The 17,415-nt window shown below is 63.6% G+C and carries 12 protein-coding genes and 1 tRNA gene; 4 read left to right on the top strand and 9 right to left on the bottom strand.

The window, feature by feature from the left end:
- Positions 1-26: 26 nt before the first annotated feature.
- The 6 genes from AC0MRV_RS16600 to AC0MRV_RS16575 form a co-directional block, all read right to left on the bottom strand.
- Positions 27-812 (bottom strand): ParA family protein, encoded by a 786-nt coding sequence (locus AC0MRV_RS16600; RefSeq protein WP_472765619.1) that lies wholly within the window; start codon positions 810-812, stop codon positions 27-29.
- Between the two features lie 410 nt (positions 813-1,222).
- Positions 1,223-1,297 (bottom strand) — tRNA-Cys (locus AC0MRV_RS16595).
- Between the two features lie 88 nt (positions 1,298-1,385).
- The gene (locus AC0MRV_RS16590; protein ID WP_472765618.1) at positions 1,386-2,927 is read right to left on the bottom strand and encodes a PAS domain-containing protein; all 1,542 of its coding nucleotides are present in this window, start codon (positions 2,925-2,927) and stop codon (positions 1,386-1,388) included.
- A 108-nt stretch (positions 2,928-3,035) separates the two neighbouring features.
- Positions 3,036-3,920, bottom strand: coding sequence for an NAD(P)-dependent oxidoreductase (locus tag AC0MRV_RS16585; protein ID WP_472765617.1), 885 nt, complete (start codon positions 3,918-3,920; stop codon positions 3,036-3,038).
- A gap of 37 nt (positions 3,921-3,957) precedes the next feature.
- Entirely contained in the window at positions 3,958-4,785 is an 828-nt protein-coding gene (locus AC0MRV_RS16580) for an MBL fold metallo-hydrolase (RefSeq protein ID WP_472765616.1), read from the bottom strand.
- Positions 4,786-5,053: 268 nt separating this feature from the next.
- On the bottom strand, positions 5,054-5,749 hold the full coding sequence (locus AC0MRV_RS16575; protein ID WP_472765615.1) for a hypothetical protein: 696 nt from the start codon (positions 5,747-5,749) through the stop codon (positions 5,054-5,056).
- 166 nt (positions 5,750-5,915) lie between these two features.
- On the opposite strand from AC0MRV_RS16575, the gene AC0MRV_RS16570 reads away from it, so the two are divergent.
- Entirely contained in the window at positions 5,916-7,730 is a 1,815-nt protein-coding gene (locus tag AC0MRV_RS16570) for a right-handed parallel beta-helix repeat-containing protein (RefSeq protein WP_472765614.1), read from the top strand.
- Between the two features lie 66 nt (positions 7,731-7,796).
- Here AC0MRV_RS16570 and AC0MRV_RS16565 read toward each other — a convergent pair whose 3' ends face one another.
- On the bottom strand, positions 7,797-8,777 hold the full coding sequence (locus AC0MRV_RS16565) for an aldo/keto reductase (RefSeq protein ID WP_472765613.1): 981 nt from the start codon (positions 8,775-8,777) through the stop codon (positions 7,797-7,799).
- 82 nt (positions 8,778-8,859) lie between these two features.
- Positions 8,860-9,630: an FKBP-type peptidyl-prolyl cis-trans isomerase gene (locus tag AC0MRV_RS16560; protein WP_472765612.1), complete on the bottom strand. Its 771-nt coding sequence runs from the start codon at positions 9,628-9,630 to the stop codon at positions 8,860-8,862.
- 237 nt (positions 9,631-9,867) lie between these two features.
- Here AC0MRV_RS16560 and AC0MRV_RS16555 point away from each other — a divergent pair, with 237 nt between their 5' ends.
- Both AC0MRV_RS16555 and AC0MRV_RS16550 read left to right on the top strand, forming a co-directional pair.
- Positions 9,868-11,439, top strand: coding sequence for a BON domain-containing protein (locus AC0MRV_RS16555; protein WP_472765611.1), 1,572 nt, complete (start codon positions 9,868-9,870; stop codon positions 11,437-11,439).
- Between the two features lie 149 nt (positions 11,440-11,588).
- On the top strand, positions 11,589-13,331 hold the full coding sequence (locus AC0MRV_RS16550) for an HDOD domain-containing protein (RefSeq protein ID WP_472765610.1): 1,743 nt from the start codon (positions 11,589-11,591) through the stop codon (positions 13,329-13,331).
- A gap of 119 nt (positions 13,332-13,450) precedes the next feature.
- On the opposite strand, the gene AC0MRV_RS16545 is transcribed toward AC0MRV_RS16550, so the two are convergent.
- A complete protein-coding gene (locus AC0MRV_RS16545) occupies positions 13,451-15,676 on the bottom strand; it encodes an NADP-dependent isocitrate dehydrogenase (protein ID WP_472765609.1) in 2,226 nt (741 codons plus the stop codon).
- Between the two features lie 184 nt (positions 15,677-15,860).
- On the opposite strand from AC0MRV_RS16545, the gene xylB reads away from it, so the two are divergent.
- A complete protein-coding gene (gene xylB, locus AC0MRV_RS16540) occupies positions 15,861-17,378 on the top strand; it encodes a xylulokinase (protein ID WP_472765608.1) in 1,518 nt (505 codons plus the stop codon).
- Positions 17,379-17,415 lie beyond the last annotated feature (37 nt).

The following is a 17,415-nucleotide window of genomic DNA, read 5'->3' as shown; positions in this document are numbered from 1 at the left end:
GCGCTAGGGACTGGGAGCCGCGGGAATCAACGGCTGGTCAGGTTGAACCGCTCGATCACCTCGGCGGCGAGTTCGCGGTAGGCGATGGCGCCAGCCGACGCGTTGTCGTAGGCAAAGATGGGTTTGCCGAAGCTGGGGGCCTCGCTGAGACGAATGGATCGAGGTATCAAGGTGTTGAATACCTTGTCCGGCAGGTGCGTGCGCACCTCCTCGACGACCTGTTTGGCGAGGTTGGTGCGGCCGTCATACATGGTCATGACGACTCCGCCGAGATTCAGGTCGCTGTTGAGGCCGGCCTCGCGAATGCGTTCGACGTTGCGCAGGATCTGGCCGAGGCCTTCGAGGGCCATGTATTCCGATTGCAACGCGATGAGCAACTGGTCGGCGGCGGCGAGACTGTTCATCGAGAGCATGCCCATTGACGGCGGGCAATCGATGATGATGGCGCGGTAGCCGTTGCTGGCCTTGAGCGGGCCGAGCAGGGCCTTGAGGCGGCCGAGGTAGTTTTCGGATTGCGCGAGCTCGACCTCGGCGGCGGCGAGATCCTCCTCACTGGGAATGAGCGCGAGGTGCTGGTAGTCGGTCGGCGTGATCATCTCGAACACGCTGCCTTCGCCGTTGAGCGGCCCGTAGAGCGAGCGGCCCTCCTGTTTCTCGATGCCAAGTGCGCTGGTGGCGTTGGCCTGCGGGTCGAGGTCGATGAGGAGGGTGTGGACTTTGCGCTCGGCGAGACCTGCCGCGAGATTGACGGCGGTGGTGGTCTTGCCGACGCCGCCCTTTTGGTTGGCGATGGTGAAAAGCGTGGTGGGCATCGGAGGCGGCAGTGAAACCACGAACCTCACGAAATACACGAAAAACTTATTCCAGAGGCCGCGGATGCTGAAACGCCCACCGAAATATTTCGATGGGCGTAAAAGTTGGAGGCGCGGGGCGGTCTATCGGCGGTAGGCGATGGTATGACATCGAATGCGGCCGCGCAGCGGCAGGCGGTTCGAGTCCGCTCGACGTCGGAGCGAGCGGCGTGGGCCATAAACAAAACGCCCACCGGGGTAAATCGGTGGGCGAAATTCTGGAGGCGCGGGGCGGTCTATCGGCGGTAGGCGATGGTATGACATCGAATGGGGCCGCGCAGCGGCAGGCGGTTCGAGTCCGCCCGACGTCGGAGCGAGCGGCGTGGGCCATAAACAAAACGCCCACCGGGGTAAATCGGTGGGCGAAATTCTGGAGGCGCGGGGCGGAATCGAACCGCCGCATAGAGCTTTTGCAGAGCTCGGCCTTACCACTTGGCTACCGCGCCGTAGTCAGGGAGAGGCGGACGTTGCAAACAATCCGGGGGGCGTGCAAGTCCGGAAAACGATTTCCCGCAGGGCCACGGTCCTTGCGCCTCAAGCCGACGAGGGCGAGGGCGTGAATGACGGGGAGGTGTCGGAGGTCGGCAGGGGGGGCTGCGAGTCGCCTTTTTGGTAGGTGAGGGCGAAGCTGAAACGGAAGGTTGAGCCGCGGCCGGGTTGGCTCTCGACCGAGATCGCGCCACCCATGAGCTCGCAGAGGCGCTTGGAAATGACGAGCCCCAGGCCGGTGCCACCGCGCCGGCGGGTGCTGGAGGAGTCCAACTGGCTGAAGGGTTTGAAGAGGTCCTTCACGCGCTCGTCCGGGATACCGATGCCGGTGTCGCTGACCGCGACAAAAAGGCGTAGCTGGCGCAGGTCGGAGTGAGGCACCGATTCGCCGCGGGCACAGGAAACGTTGACCGTGATTGCCCCGCGTTCGGTGAACTTAAACGCGTTGCCGACCACGTTCATCAGCACCTGGCGCAGGCGGGCTTGGTCGCCATTGACGATCACCGGCACGCTGGGGTCGATCTTGACCGTGTAATCCAGACCGGCGTCGCGGGCGGTCGGCCCGAAGTGGTCGCCGATCTCCTGCATGCAATCGCGCAGCGCGAAGGGGGTCTGCTTCACCTCGATCTGCCCGGCTTCCAGACGGGAAACGTCGAGGATGTCGGCGATGAGGGTCTCCAAGGTCACCCCGCTTTGGTGGATGTTGGTAATATATTCGACCTGGTCGGGGGTGAGTTCGGTTTCGCGCAGCAGTTTGGCGAAGCCGATGACAGCGTTGATCGGCGTGCGGATTTCGTGGCTCACCACGGCAAGGAATTCGCTCTTCGCGCGGTCGGCGGATTCGGCGGCTTCCTTGGCTTGCACGAGCGCAGCTTCGGCGGCTTTGCGGGCGCCGATGTCGTGACCGACGGCTTGGAATTCCAGCAGATCGCCGCGTTGTGATTTGATGGCGCGATGGGTCCAAAGAAAGCTGCCGGTCTCGCCTTGGGCGTCCTCGAGGTCGACCTCGAAGCTGGCCTTGTCGGGCAGGTTGCCCTGAAAGTCCCGCTTCGGGTAACCGAGTTCGATGAGTGGGAAACTTTGCCCGCGAAGCGCACTGCGGGTTTTGCCAAAATATTTGGCGTAGGCCGCGTTGACGAAGGTGAGGGTGCCGTCGGGTTTGTAGCGACAGATCAGGTCCACCTGGTCTTCGACGATGCCGCGGTAGCTGGCTTCCACTTTTTGCAGGCTTTGCGCCATGCGTTCGATCTGGCGGGCGAGGCCGATGATTTCGTCCTGCTCCTGGGGGAAGTCCTCGTCGTCCAGCAAAGTGCCGGAGGCGGCTTCAGGCTCGACCGCCGAGGCGGCCTTGGCTTGTTCGCCGGCGGCGCGGTTGATTTCCCGGAGCCGCTCCATGAGCGTGCGGTCCCAAACGTATCCGGAAAGCACGAGCAGGATGGACCCGATGACCGCGAGGCCGAGCAGCCAGTAGGTGGTGCCCAGGCGCTCGCGCAGACCTTCATCGAACGCCAGCACGATGAGGGTCGCTGCGAGGCTGAACGCCAGCGCGAGAATCATCGCGGTCTTGCGTCTAAAGAGGGCACCCATTTGGCGAAGGTTGGTTTGGTGGAGGTAGGGAGTCTAACTCAAACTCATCGGGCCCAATGACCTGCGGTCGATTCACAGTCGCTTTACCTAAACGGGCCCAACGCCGCCTCAGGCGTGGCGGCCCTTGAAGGTGAGTTCAGCGACGGCGGACTTGTCCTGATGCCCCAGGCCGATCGCGGTGAGGCGGTCGAATTGAAGTTTGGTGGCTGCGGCGAGGGGAAGGGAGAGACCTTGTTCGCAGCCGAGAACCCACGCGATCGTGCTGTCCTTGGCGGCGTGGGCGGCGGAGAAGTAGCAGTCATGGTCGCGGTTTTGCATGTCCTCGCCGTCGGTCTTGAGCACCTGCGAATTGGCGCCGGTTTGGGCAAAGACCTCGCGCAGCATGTCGAGGTCGAGGCCGAGGGCCTGCCCCAGGCCAAGACCTTCGGCGAGGGCGGCGGTGTTGATGTTCATCACCATGTTGACGAGGGCCTTTACCTGGGCGGCGGAACCGGCGGGACCGATGTAGCGCAGATCGGTGCTGAGGTCGTTCAGCAAGGGCTTTACCTCGTCGAACAAGGGGCGCTCGCCGCCGCACATGAGATAAAGGGTGCCTTGGCGGGCCTGTGGGATGGACGAGGCCATGCAGGCTTCGAGCGACCGGGCGCCGGCGCGCTGGGCGCGTTTTTCAACCTCAACGTGCGTGGCGGGCGTGAGGGTGGCGCAGTTGATGAAGATCTTGCCGTTCGATTCGCGTAGCAGGGTGTCGCCTTCGTTGGCGAAGACCTCAAGCTGCGCGGCGTCGTCGGTGACGACGGTGATGATGATGTCGGACGCGGCGGTCACCGCGGAGAGCGAGGTGGCGTGCGCCGCCGAGAGCTCACTGGCCAACTCCGCGGCCAGTCCCGCGGCGGGGTCGAAGACGGCGCTGATCGAATGGCCGCAATCCTTGAGGCGACGAGCCATGTTGGCGCCCATGCGCCCAACGCCAACGAATCCAATTTTCTGTGACATGATGAGAGAACGAGAGGGAGAACGGGTGATGGGGGGCTCAGTGAGCGAAGACCGGGTTGTGCTTTTTTTCCTGCGCAAGCGTGGTGATCGGTCCGTGGCCGGGCGCGAGCACGGTGTCGCGGGGCAGGGTGAAGATCTTCTCCCGGTCGTTGCGCAGTTGCTCGGCGAAGTGGGTGGGGCTGCCGCCGACCGAGGAGGCGAAGAGGGAATCGCCGACCACGGCGAGCGGCCAGCTCAGGCCGGTGACGAAGAAGGTGGTCTGGCCGGGGGCGTGACCGGGCGTGAGCACGGTCTTGATGTCGAGCTCGCCGATATGAAAGTGCACGCCCTCCTCAAAGGATTGCGCCCGGTCGTGGGCGACCGGCGCGTCGCGATGGGACCAGATCTCGGCGTCCGGCGCGGCGGCGGCGAGGCGTTCAAGGTCGGCGATATGGTCGGTGTGGTTGTGGGTGATGAAGATGTATTTCAACCGCAGCTTGTCGCAGGTGATGACGTCGACCATGCCATCGGCCGACGCGCCGGTATCGAAGGCGGCGGCTTCCTTGGTGCGCGGATCCCAGATGAGGTAGCTGTTGACGGTCATGTCTTCGAACGGGGTGTTGAAGGCCGCGAATCCGCGCGGAAAAACCGGGATTTCGGGATACCAAGTGCGGCGGGCGTGGGCCTCCAACGCGTTGGGATTGAGGCGCAGGTGACGGGCAACTCGGCGCACGACGGCGATGAGCGGTTCGCCCGCTTTGACCTTGGCGAGATCTTCCGTGCTCACCTCGGCGCGAGCAGCGAGTTCTTCATCGGAAATCTTGAGACCGCGTTGGGTCTTGTTGATGACGTCGTCAAAATTGTCTTCGAGCGGGATGAGTGGCATGCGACGGCAAAGTGCGCCGAGTGGAGGCGGCGCGCAAGTGTTGGCTGCGCAGTGCTGGCCGGCGCCCCGGCATTGCCAGGGACGCGCCATCGCCCCGTGCTCAGGCAATGGGCGAACCTGATTTTCCGATGGAATACATCGGCCCAAGGGCGGACTGCAGGGGTGCGCGGTCCCTCGAGCCAAATCCGGAGGTCTTCGCGCGGGCGATGACGGATTGGCGCTGAGGCGCGGGCGTAGGAATCCGGCCCCGTTGCGTTGGGGAGGTGTTTTATTCGGCGCCGGCGGCGACGAAATGGATGCCGCCGCCGGACCGCAGCTTGGCGGCGCTGGGGGCGATCACGCGTTCATCCGCTGAAGTCGCGTCGTCGAGGCCGAGGAATTCGCGGGCGGTTGCGGCATCGGCGGGGGAAAGGCGGGCCGTGGCGAGAAACTCGCAGTTGATTGAAACGGTCGGTTTACCCGCGGTGACCATGAGGCCGGGCTGGTTGCGGCGAGCCCAGTCTTCGACGCAGGCGACGATCATGACGTAGGAGAGGGTGGCGGGCTGCTCGTGCCAGTAGGCAATCTCTTCCTCGTAGACGTCGCGATTGATCACGAAACGGTAGGCCTGCTGCAGGACCTTGGCGTAGGCTTTCGGGTTCTTCGATAACCATGCCACGTGGTCCGCGACTTGGGCGGCATAGGTTGGGGCGCTCGAAGCCGGCGCGGCGACGGCGGCGCCGCCGAACGCATCCCACTTCGCCTTGGCGGCGGTGGCCGCGACCAACTCGGCATTGTGGCTCAGTTGGTCCTGAGCGGCCGTGAGGGCGTCGGCCATCGAGTCAGCGGGCGCCTCGGTTTGCGACGCCTGGCCAAAAACCAAGAGTGCGGCCGCACGCCCAACCTCGGATGGTGAGGCGATCGCCCCCAGGGCGGTGGCGGTCAAAATGGTGAGGCAGCTGAGGAAGCGAAGACGATGCGTCATATGGGCAAGAGTCACCACTGCCGGCGGCTGGTCAACGGGTTCCGACGGCGTGTTCAGTTAGCCGTTGAACGGCAACCACAGCCCGGGGTGGTGCCGGCCTGCGCAAGTGGAATGCTTACGCGATGTTGCTTCGGCGAATCCGCCGGCCAACGCTCCAACCGCTGCCATGTTAAACACCCTGTCTTTCCGCCTCCTCGTCAGCCTCTTTGCCTCCTGCCTCGCCGGTGTCGCCGTTCACGCGCAGCCGTCGGGTGGTCCCTATGGTCCGATTCAGCAGCGTTATGAGGCGCCGACTTCCGGCACGGTGTGGTATGTCGCACCAGACGGGGATGCGGCTGCCGCCGGGACGAGTCTTGCCGCGCCGACCACGTTTGCGGCGGCCATCGCCCGCGCGGTCACAGACGATACCATCGTCATGCGCGGGGGCGTCTACCGCACCGGCAGCCTGCGCCTCAGCCAAGGCATCACCATTCAACCCTACCTCGAGGAGCGCCCGGTGATCAAAGGCACGGAGGTGGCGACCGATTGGGAGGCCGCGGGCGAGGGGCGCTGGCAGACGACGTGGACAAAACTGTTTCCGGCCGAACCGGCGGATTGGTGGCGACGCGAGTGGGGAATCCGCCATACGCCGCTCCACAAGTTCAACAACGACATGGTTTTTGTGGACGGGAAGCTGCTCGGTTCGTGCGGTAGCCTCGAGGAGGTCACGGAGGATACCTACTTCATCGATTACGAAAACGCGGTCATCACGCTCGGCCTCGATCCCACCGACAAGCTGGTCGAAATCACCGCGCACAACAGCGCGCTCACCCGCACCACGCGGATGGCGCACGGCAAAGCCAACGACGGCAAGGGCCCGACGCTGCGCGGACTCACGTTCACGCAATACGCGCGGCTCGCCCTGCTGGTGGAGGGCACCGAGCCGGGCGCCTACATGCCGCCGGAAAACTTCGGCAAGGAAATCGTCGGCACGACCTTTGAGCACCTGACGATCAGCCACTGCTCCCGTGTCGCCGGCTATTTTCGTGGCGACGGCCTCACCATCCGCCATTGCCTGGTGAGCGACACCGGCACGGAAGGCATTTATGTGATCAACTCCGCCAACGTGCTCCTCGAACGCAACATCGTCACCCGCACCAATTCATCCGAGAACCTCGGCGGCTACTACGCCTCGTCGGTCAAGATCTTCAACCAGTCCTACAACTGCGTGGTGCGCGACAACCTCATCATCGACAACCCCAACGCCAGCGGCGTCTGGTATGATGTGGGCAACGTGGATGGCATCTTCATCAACAACTGGGTGGAGAATACGCCCAACGGTTTCTTCTTTGAAATCTCCAAGGGCGCGATCTGCGCCGGCAACGTGTTCGTCAACTGCGCGCCCGGCGTGCGGGTGCTGAACAGCTCCGGGGTGCAGGTGTATCAGAATACTTTTTACAACAGTCGCGCCGACTTCAACCGCTCCGACCGTAGCTCGGCCGGCGGAGACCACTTCGGTTGGCACGCGAGCTCGGGTCCCGATGTGGAGGAGCGCCACAGCCACGCGCTGGTCAACAACCTGATTGCGGTCGACGATACGTTCGAAGGGCCTTTGGCCAGCTTCACCCAGCGCAATGTGGATGGGCGGGTCACCGAGCCCCACGTGAACCTGATGGATGGCAACGTCTATGTGCGTCGCGCCGGCCCGTCGGCGCAGCCCCTGATTGTCTGGTCGCCCATGGAAGGCGCGCCCGAATACCGGGTCGAGTTCGCCACCGCCGCGGAGCTGCATGCGGCGCTGCCGCAGTTCGAAGGCGCGGCGCAGACTTTCGGCGACTATTGGGGACCACTGTTCAAAGGCGCGGAACTCGGGCGCTTCGAGCTGATGCCAGACTTTCCCGGGCGGAAGGCCGGGGTGTCCTTGCCGGCTGAGATCGCTGAGTTGCTTGACCGCAAACCCGGTGCCCCCAGCTATCCCGGCGCCTACGCGCCGATGGACTGAGGGCGCTTCGGGTGTCCGCGGCGCATTCCGTCGCTCACGCTCGCGGTTACGGCTGGCCGGCGAGCTTCAGCGGTCGAGGAGTCGCTCGACCTCTGACATTTGGGCCGGGGCGAGCGGGCCTTTGGCCAAGGCGCCGCAATTCTCATTCACTTGCGCAACGGTGCGGAAGCCAGGAATGGGGAGCGTTCGCGGACTGCGAGCCCATAACCAAGCCAAGGCACCCTGCGCGAGCGTGCGGCCTTCGCTGGTGAGAATTTCGCGCACGGCCGCAAGCTTGGCCAACCATTCCGGACTGGCGCGGCCGTCTTTGAAGAATTGCATCCAAGCGGGACTGTCCTTGCTGCGCACGTCCGCGCCGGTGACTTCCGTGGTGGCGGAGTATTTGCCGGTCAACAGACCCATGGCGAGCGGGCCGCGGTTGATGCTGCTGAGATGGTGTTGTTCACAAATCGACACGACCTCGCCCGCGTCGCTGAGAATGTTCATTTGATGCTGCACGGACGCGAAATGGTCGCCGCCGACCCAGGCTTGGGCCCGATCCGGGAAATCGGTGCTCCAACCATAGGCACGGATTTTTCCCTCGGCGACCAGGGCTTCCAGCGTCTCCTGCAACTCGGGCGCCGATTCCAGTGGACCGTCATTCCAATGGTTCTGGTAGAGGTCGATACAGTCGACGCGAAGGCGGCGCAACGAGGCCTCGCAAGCTTCTCGGACGTAGGCCGGGTCGTCGCTTTGGCCGGTCGCCTGACGGGTCGCGGACTCATAGGTGCTGCCAAATTTGGTGGCGATGACCACCTCGTCACGGTGCCCGTGCAGCGCCCGCGCGAGGACCTCCTCGCTGTGGCCGGTGCCGTAAACGTCGGCGGTATCGAAGAAGGTGATACCCAGGTCCAACGCCCGGCGAATGGCGGCGATGGACTCATGGTCATCGACTTCGCCCCAGCCCACCGGGGTCCCTCCCCGCCAGAACGGGCCGCCGATGGCCCAACAACCCAAGCCCATGGGGCTGACCTCGATACCGGAGTTTCCCAAGGTGCGTTTGTCCATGGGAAGGTCTTTATACGCAGCGGCGCGGACTGCCGAGGGGCAAGTCCGCGCCGCGTGTTGATCGTTTAAATCCGGAGGCGGCTTATTTCACTTCCAGCAGTTCGACCTCGAAGATGAGAGTCGAGCCCGGAGGGATGGTGCCCTTGTCGACGTTGCCGTAAGCGAGGTCAGCCGGAATGTAGAGTTTCCACTTGGAGCCTTGGGGCATGAGCTGGAGTCCCTCGATCCATCCTTTGATCACTTGGGTGACCCCGAACTCGCTCGGCTCGCCGCGCTGCACGGAACTATCGAAGACGGTGCCGTCGATGAGGGTGCCATGGTAGTGCACCTTGACTCGCTGGGAGGAGGTCGGCTTCGGGCCGGTGCCGGCGGTGAGGATCTCATACTGCAGGCCGGAGGCGGTGGTCGTGACTTCGGGCCGTTGACCGTTTTGAGCGAGGAAGGCCTTGCCAGCCTCGAGGTTGGCCTGAGCTTTGGCTTGCGAGGCGGCCTGGGCTTCGGCGCGCTTGGCCTGGAGGGCGGTCATGAGATCGGCCTGGCTGACGCGCGATTCCTTGCCGGCGAGGGCATCGCTGATGCCGGCGGCGAGGCTGTCCATGTCGACTTCGAGAGAGGCGTCTTGGGCGAGTTGGCTACCCATCTGCAGACCGACGAAGTAGGAAACTTTCTGGTCGATCGTTTCAAGGGAGAGGTCGGAGGCGGCCGGCGCCGGTGCGGCTTCAGCGGAATCGGATTCGGACATGGCGGGTTTGGTTTCGGTGGCGGGTTCTGATTTCTGGCAAGCGACCAAACCCAGCAAGAGGGACGAGGAAAGGACGACGATGGCAGGTGAAAGGCGGAGGGTGGTTTTCATGGAAAAGGGTCGAGTGAGAGGGAGAGGAGGCACGGTGACAAGGATGCTTCGCTCCCGGTTGTTGAAGCAAAAATCGAGGCTGATTTTTGCATCTCTCGATCCGGGGGCTAAGGTGTAGGCGTTCAACCAAGGCGACAGGCTTCCCTGGCGGGAAGGCGCCCGGGAGCAAATCCCGACCCGAGTGGTAACTGTGAACCCAGCCTGTCGGTGAATCCTCAAACGGAAGGAAAAAGCACCATGACACGAACAGCATTCAACGAGCACGACATGAACGCCGCCCGGCGGGTCGACCCAGGCCCGACGAACTGGGCATGGTTGGCTCTCACGGTTCTCAGCTTTTGGCTGCTCCTGCCCAATTTGACCGCGCAGAACGCCGCGCAATCGGATCTCGATATTCGCTTCGCGGTGGAGCGAGCCCTGCAATATGATTCCGCGGTGATTCCCGATCGCATCGACATCTCCACCGTCGATGGGGTGACGACCCTAAGCGGCACCGTGGCGACGCTGCGCGAGTATGACCGGGCGGTGAAAATTGCCAGCCGCGTGCGCGGCGTCGAGGCGGTCGTCAATCAACTCGAAGTCGAGCCGGTGTCTCGTCCGGACCGCGCCATCCGCGGAGACGTGGAGCGAGCTCTCATTTTCGACCCCGCCACGGAAGCCTTCGAAATCGACGTGGATGTCGACGACGGCATCGTGCACCTGACCGGCACCGTCAATTCGTGGCAGGAAAAACAACTTGTCCTCCATGAGGCCAAAGGCGTGCGCGGCGTCCGCCAAGTAACGAACGAAATCGAAGTCGCCTTCACTTCGGAGCGTTCCGACTACGAGATCGCGCAGGAGATCGAACGCACCATCGAAACGGACGCTTGGCTGCACGGTCAGTTGGTTTCGGTGGAGGTCGAAGACGGCCAAGTGGCGCTATCCGGCATGGTCGGTAGTGTCGCCCAAAAGAACCGTGCCCGCGCTTTGGCTTGGACGAACGGGGTGCGCGAGGTGGACACCGCATCCCTCGCGGTCGAACCCTGGCTGCAATCCGACGAGATGCGACAAACCACCGCGGTGCGAAGCGACGAAGACATTCGCGAAAGCATCATTACGGCGTTCGCCGTGGATCCCCGGGTCTACTCGTTCCAGCCGACGGTGACGGTCAATCAAGGGTTGGTCACGCTGACCGGGGTCGTTGACTATTTGAAAGCGAAACAGGCCGCGGAGCGCGATGCGCGCAATACGATCGGCGTGCGCCGCGTCGACAACCTGCTGAAGGTGCGAAGTTCGCAAAGTCTGACGGACAGCATCGTCGCCGGCGAGATTGATGCGTCCCTGGCCCGCAACAGCATCACCGAAACCGAAGAGATCGAGGTTGCGGTGACAGGTGGGGTGGCAACCTTGACCGGCGAAGTTGATTCGTTCCTCGAGAAATCTGAGGCGGAGGACGTCGCACAGCGCGCTCGCGGGGTGCACCAGGTGCGAAACCTCTTGGACGTTCGTTCGAGCTCCTACGCGTTCTACGACTATGCCTATGACCCGCTGTGGGCCTACTCGCCGCTTTATCCGAGCCCGTATGTGCCGCAGATTGCGGCTACGCACTTGGGCGACCGGAGCATCAAGCGTGAGATTGAGAGCGAGTTCTTTTGGAGCCCGTTCGTGGACGGCAGCGACATCGAGGTCGAAGTCGACAACGGCACTGCCACGCTCACGGGCACGGTCGACAGCTTTGCGGAGCAGAGCTCGGCGATCGAGAATGCCTATGAAGGTGGCGCCCGCCGGGTGGTGGACGAGCTGAGCGTCTTGCCGACCAGCGAAAGCTGAGGCATCTGATTGCCCGAATCACCAAAACCGCAGCGCCCTTGAAGGGGCGCTGTTTTGGTTTGGGCGGCGTGCTTCGCCGTTTCAGTCTTCGCGCCGTGAGCCGATAGGAATGTTGGACTTCGTTGTTCACCGCGTCGAAGGGACCCTCTATGGCCAATATTCTCCTAGTTGACTCCGGCGAAACCGCGCGCAGTGCGATGCGCGGCATGCTCGAACGCGGCAACCACCGGTTTGCGGCGGTCGAAACGGAGCCCGCGGCGTGGGCCTTCATTGCTGAGCATCTTCGGATCGATCTGGTGATCATGGATTTGCGCTTCTCCGATGGAACGGGGATCGGTTTGCTGCGCCGTTTGCGCGCTGACCCCCAGTTCATGGGCCTGCCGGTGCTGGTCTACACCACCAATGCCAGTCGCAACGACGTGAAGACCTGCCTGGAAGCGAAGGTGCAGAACTTTCTCATGAAACCCTACGACGAGGAGGTGGTGTTTCAGGAGGTTGAAAAGGCGGTGGCCAATCCGTGGCGGGAAGCCTTGTTCGAGGAGGAGCGTTCGTTCTGCCAGATGATGAACTACCGGGTGACCGATCTGCACAAGATGTTGCGGGATGTTGGCCGCCAGTGTGAGGCCGTGGTGCCAAAATTGAGGCACTGGGTGGAGGCGGCGGCGGAATATTCGGGAGAGCAGGGACTCGAGTTGCCGGCGGAAGTGCTGGAGCTCAAGGACGCGGCCGAGGCGGCTGGAGCCTGGGGCGTGGTCGAAACGCTCAGCGCGGTGCAAGACTGCGCGAAGCGGGGACACGAGGCCAAGTGTCCCGCGGTATTTGAGTCATTGGTCCGGGCGGCGCGGTTCATCGATCTGCGCTTGGAGCCGGATCTCCCGTGCCTTGGCTTCATGGATGAGCGCGAAGTGGGCGCGCACGAGGAGGAAAAGGCGCGGGCGGTTTGGTTGAATGCCCCGGAGGAGGGACGTTGTCCGATGTCGACCTGGGAAGACCTGCAACGGCGCATCGAGGGCATGAAGGGCTGCCCGGTGATCGACTCCGCGGCGGCGGCGTTCAAGATGACCGCGACGGGGCACCCGTCCTGCATCAATCCGCTCATGGACTTGGTCGCGCGCGACCCGGGACTTTCAGCGCAGATGTTGATCTCGGTGAATCAGTCGCACCCGGTCGATGACGAGCGCTCACGCATCGAGGATGCGCGCTCGGCGGTGAGTCAGTTGGGGGAGATGAAACTCGCGGCGCTGAGCGGCAGTCTCGTGACGCTGGACCAGTCGACTTTGACGGTTCCGCCGAACTTCAGTTGGCCGCAATATTGGATCTTTGTGCGCGCGGTGGCGCGGGTCGCGCAGCACATCTGCGAGCAACTCGAGCTTTACAGCTTGGAACCCGCGGCGCGCACGGCGGGTGAGTTGCACGACATCGGGAAGCTGGTGCTGGCGCATTTGGAGCCGATCGGGTTTCAGGTTATCCTGGAGCACACGCGACGGCGCCGGATGGCGCTGGCCGAGACGGAAAAACTGTTCTTGGACGCGACGTCCGCGCAAATGGGGGCGCATTTCGCAGAACGCTTCGGTTTGTCGGTGCGTTTTACCAACGTGATCCGATGGATGGCGGCGCCTGAGTCGGCGGGCGAAGACGCACGCTTGGCGGCGGTGGTCTCGCTCGCGCGCGATTTCTGTGAGCGCGCCGGGGTGGGCAGCTCTGGGAACTACGTGGACCCGGAGGCACCTTTCATGGCCGATCAATGCGCGGCCTGGACCGTATTGCAGGACTGCGTGTTTCCGAGTTTCAACCTGCGGGAGTTTGAGCAGGGCATCTTCATCCTGTGCCGAGCACTGAAGTCGGAGCTCGCGGGGCGTGGCGGCACGACCGCACCGCTGCAAGTGGCTTAGCTGCTCCGTCTGGAGGCTACACTTCGGCGGAAGGTTGATTTCCGGCGCGCCGCAACCCAAAAGCCACCGGATACCCGGTGGCTTGAAGGAGGGATTGGGCCTATCTAACGGCGCGGCGCTTAGAGCGCGTCAATCACCGCGTTGAAGGTTGCGCTGGGGCGCATGGCGGCGGCGGCTTGTTCGTCGATGGGCTGGTAGTAACCGCCGATGTCCGCGGGCGAGCCCTGCACGGCGAGCAATTCCTCGACGATTTTGGCTTCGTCGGCGGCCAACTTGGCGGCGACGGGCGCGAAGACCGCCTTGAGGTCGGTGTCGTCGTCCTGGCCGGCGAGTTCCTGCGCCCAGTAGAGCGCGAGGTAGAAGTGGCTGCCGCGGTTGTCGATGCCACCGACGCGGCGGGTGGGCGACTTGTCGTTGACGAGGAACTTGCTGGTCGCGGCGTCGAGCGTGGTGGCGAGCACCTTGGCCTTCGCGTTGTCAAAGGTCGTCGCGATGTGTTCGAAGGAGACGGCGAGGGCGAGGAACTCACCGAGGCTGTCCCAGCGGAGGTAGTTCTCGGCGACGAATTGTTGCACGTGCTTGGGGGCGGAGCCACCGGCGCCGGTTTCGAAGAGGCCGCCGCCGTTCATGAGGGGAACGATCGAGAGCATCTTGGCGCTGGTGCCAACTTCGAGAATCGGGAAGAGGTCGGTGAGGTAGTCGCGCAGCACGTTGCCGGTGACGGAAATGGTGTCCTGGCCCTTGGCGATACGCTCGAGGCTGAAGGTGCAGGCTTCGGCCGGCGCCATGATGTGAAGATCGAGCCCGCTGGTGTCATGGTCCTGCAAATATGTGCGCACCTTGGCGATGAGCTGAGCATCGTGGGCGCGGGTTTCATCGAGCCAGAAAACGGCGGGCGAACCGGTGGCGCGGGCCCGGTTGACCGCGAGTTTCACCCAGTCGCGGATGGGCGCGTCCTTGGTCTGGCAGGCACGCCAGATGTCGCCGGCGCCGACTTTGTGCTCGAGCAGCACCTTGCCGTCGGCGTCGGTGACGCGGACGGTGCCGTTGGCCGGAATCTCGAAGGTCTTGTCGTGCGAGCCGTATTCCTCGGCCTTCTGCGCCATGAGGCCGACGTTGGGCACGGAGCCCATGGTCTTCGGGTCAAGCGCGCCGTGTTTGCGGCAGAAATCGATGGTGGCCTGATATACGCCGGCGTAGGAGCTGTCGGGGATGACGGCGAGCGCGTCCTGGGTCTTGCCAGCGGCGTCCCACATCTTGCCGCCGGCACGGATCATGGCGGGCATGGAGGCGTCGATGATGATGTCGGAGGGAACGTGCAGACCGGTGATGCCCTTGTCGGAGTTGACCATGGCGAGGTCGGGGCCGGCGGCGTAGGCGGCCTGAAGGTCGGCTTCGATGGCGGCCTTCTGGTCCTCGGGCAGCGTCTGAATTTTGGCGACGAGGTCACCAATGCCGTTGTTGAAATCGACGCCGAGCTCATCGAGCGTCGCGCCGTGTTTGGCGATGAGGTCGTAGAGGAAGACTTTCACGCCGTGGCCGAAAATGATGGGGTCGGAAACCTTCATCATGGTGGCCTTCATGTGGAGGGAGAAGAGGATGCCCTCGTCCTTGGCGCGCTCGATCTGATCCTGCAGGAACGAGACCAGGGCGGCCTTGCTCATGGCGGTGGCGTCGAGGACCTCGCCGGCGAGGAGCTTGAGGCCGGACTTGAGCACGTGCTGGTTGCCGTCGTCGGTGATGAGCGTGATGGTCGCCTCGGTGGCGGCGGGCAGGGTGACGGACTTCTCGTTGGCGGCGAAGTCATCGGCGCCCATCGTGGCGACGTTGGTCTTGGAGTCGGTCGACCAGGCGCCCATGGAGTGTGGGTTGGCGCGGGCGTAGTCTTTGACAGCTTTGGGCGCGCGGCGGTCCGAGTTGCCCTCGCGGAGGACCGGGTTCACGGCGGAGCCCTTGACCTTGTCGTATTTGGCTTTGATCGCCTTCTCGGCGTCGTTGGCCGGCGCCTCCGGGTAAGCCGGGATGGCGTAGCCTTTGGCCTGAAGTTCGGCGATGGCGGCCTTCAGCTGCGGAATGGAGGCGGAGATGTTGGGCAGCTTGATGATGTTGGCCTCGGGCGTCTTGGCCAAGTCGCCGAGCTCGGCGAGGTGGTCGGCGATGCGCTGCGACTCGGTGAGGCACTCGGGAAATTGGGCAAGGATGCGGCCGGCGAGGGAGATGTCGCGCGTCTCGACCTGAATGGCGGCGTGTTTGGTGAACGCCTGCACAATCGGGAGCAGCGAGTAGGTCGCCAGCGCGGGAGCTTCGTCGGTCTTGGTGTAGATGATGGTGGGGGACGCGGACATGTTGAAAGAGAGGGATGTCGTTGAAGAGTCCGCTAGCGAAAAGCACCGGGGGGAGACGGTCGAGTGGGAATTGGCCTGCGGCGGCGTCGGACGGTTCAATTAATAGAGCGCCGAGGGTCGGTTTTGGGTGTTCAAGCGTCCGGCGAGTGCGGCATAACGGGCGTTCCCTGTATCCATCCCCACCATGAGTATCTACATTGGCATCGATTCCGGAACCCAATCCACCAAAGCGATCGCCCTCGATCTCGACACCGGCAAGGTTGTCGCCGAGGCCCGCGCGCCGCACCGCCTGATTCAAGGACTGCCGGTCGGGCACATGGAGCAACACCCGCAGGAATGGGTGGCGGCGCTCGATACGACGATTGGCGCGGTCGCCTCGAAGATTGATCGCACGCGGGTCAAAGGCATCGGTATCTCCGGTCAGCAGCATGGTTTCGTGCCGCTCGACAAGGACGGTGATGTGATTCGCCCGGCCAAGCTGTGGTGCGACACCTCGACGACAGAGGAGTGTGAAATTCTGACCAAGAAGCTCGGCGGCACGAAGGCCGCGATCCGCAAGGCGGGTCTGGCGTTTCTGCCAGGTTTCACGGCGCCGAAGATCCTGTGGCTGAAGCGTCACGAGCCGAAGAACTACGCGAAGCTGCGCCACGTGTTGCTGCCACACGACTACCTGAATTTCTACCTCACCGGCGTCTACTTCATGGAGTATGGTGACGCCTCCGGCACCGCGCTGATGGATGTGCGCAAGCGCAAATGGTCAAAGGCGGTGATCAATGCGATCGACCCAAAACTCGCCGACTACCTGCCGCCGCTCAGCGCTTCGGACGCGATCGTCGGCACCCTGCGTGAAGAGATCGCGCAAAAGTATGGTTTCTCCAGCGATGTCATCGTGTCGGCCGGTGGGGGCGACAACATGATGGGTGCGATTGGCACCGGCAACGTGAAGCCGGGCGTGGTCACCGCGAGCTTCGGCACCAGCGGAACGATCTACGCCCATGCCGAACAGCCGGTGGTGGACCCGCAGGGTGAGATCGCCGCGTTCTGTGGTTCGACCGGCGGCTGGATGCCGCTGCTTTGCACGATGAATGTCACGACCGTGACGGAGCAGGTGCGCGCGCTCTTCAACTACGACCATACCGAACTGGCCGACGCGGTGGCGGCGGCCCCGGCCGGCGCCGGTGGTTTGGTGATGCTGCCATATCTCGAAGGCGAGCGCACTCCGAACGTGCCGGCAGGTTCGGGCGTTTACCTGGGCCTGAACCAACAGACTTTGAAGCCGAGCCACCTCGCGCGCGCGGCGATGGAAGGTGTGACCATGGGCATGAATTACGGCCTGCGGCGCCTGGCGGATCTTGGCGTGAAGCCGCGCGAGATTCGGGTGACTGGCGGCGGCGCGAAATCACCGATCTGGCGTCAGATCATGGCGGACGTCTTTGGCGTGCCGGTGGTGGCGATGGTCGAGGACGAAGGCGCCGCCTTGGGCGGCGCGATTCAGGCGGCCTGGGCCATGGCGCGCCAGACGCGTCCGAATGCCAGCATCGCCACCATTGCCGACAAGGTCGTGGCCAAGAACGAGTCCACGCGAGTGAAGCCGGACAAGAAGCGCCATGCGCGTTACGCGAAATTGCAGGATGTGCAGGACCGCCTGAGTGGCGCGTTGCGCGAACTGTTCCCGATTCAGCGGGAACTCGCGAACAGCTGAAGCGCGGCAAAATCAGGGGTGTCGGGGCCGGGCCCGA

The sequence above is a fragment of the Actomonas spartinae genome (assembly GCF_051209155.1).
In the GTDB taxonomy this organism is placed as follows: Bacteria; Verrucomicrobiota; Verrucomicrobiia; order Opitutales; family Opitutaceae; genus Actomonas.
Note: the sequence above shows the minus strand (reverse complement) of the source record. Positions and strands in the feature narration are given on the sequence as shown.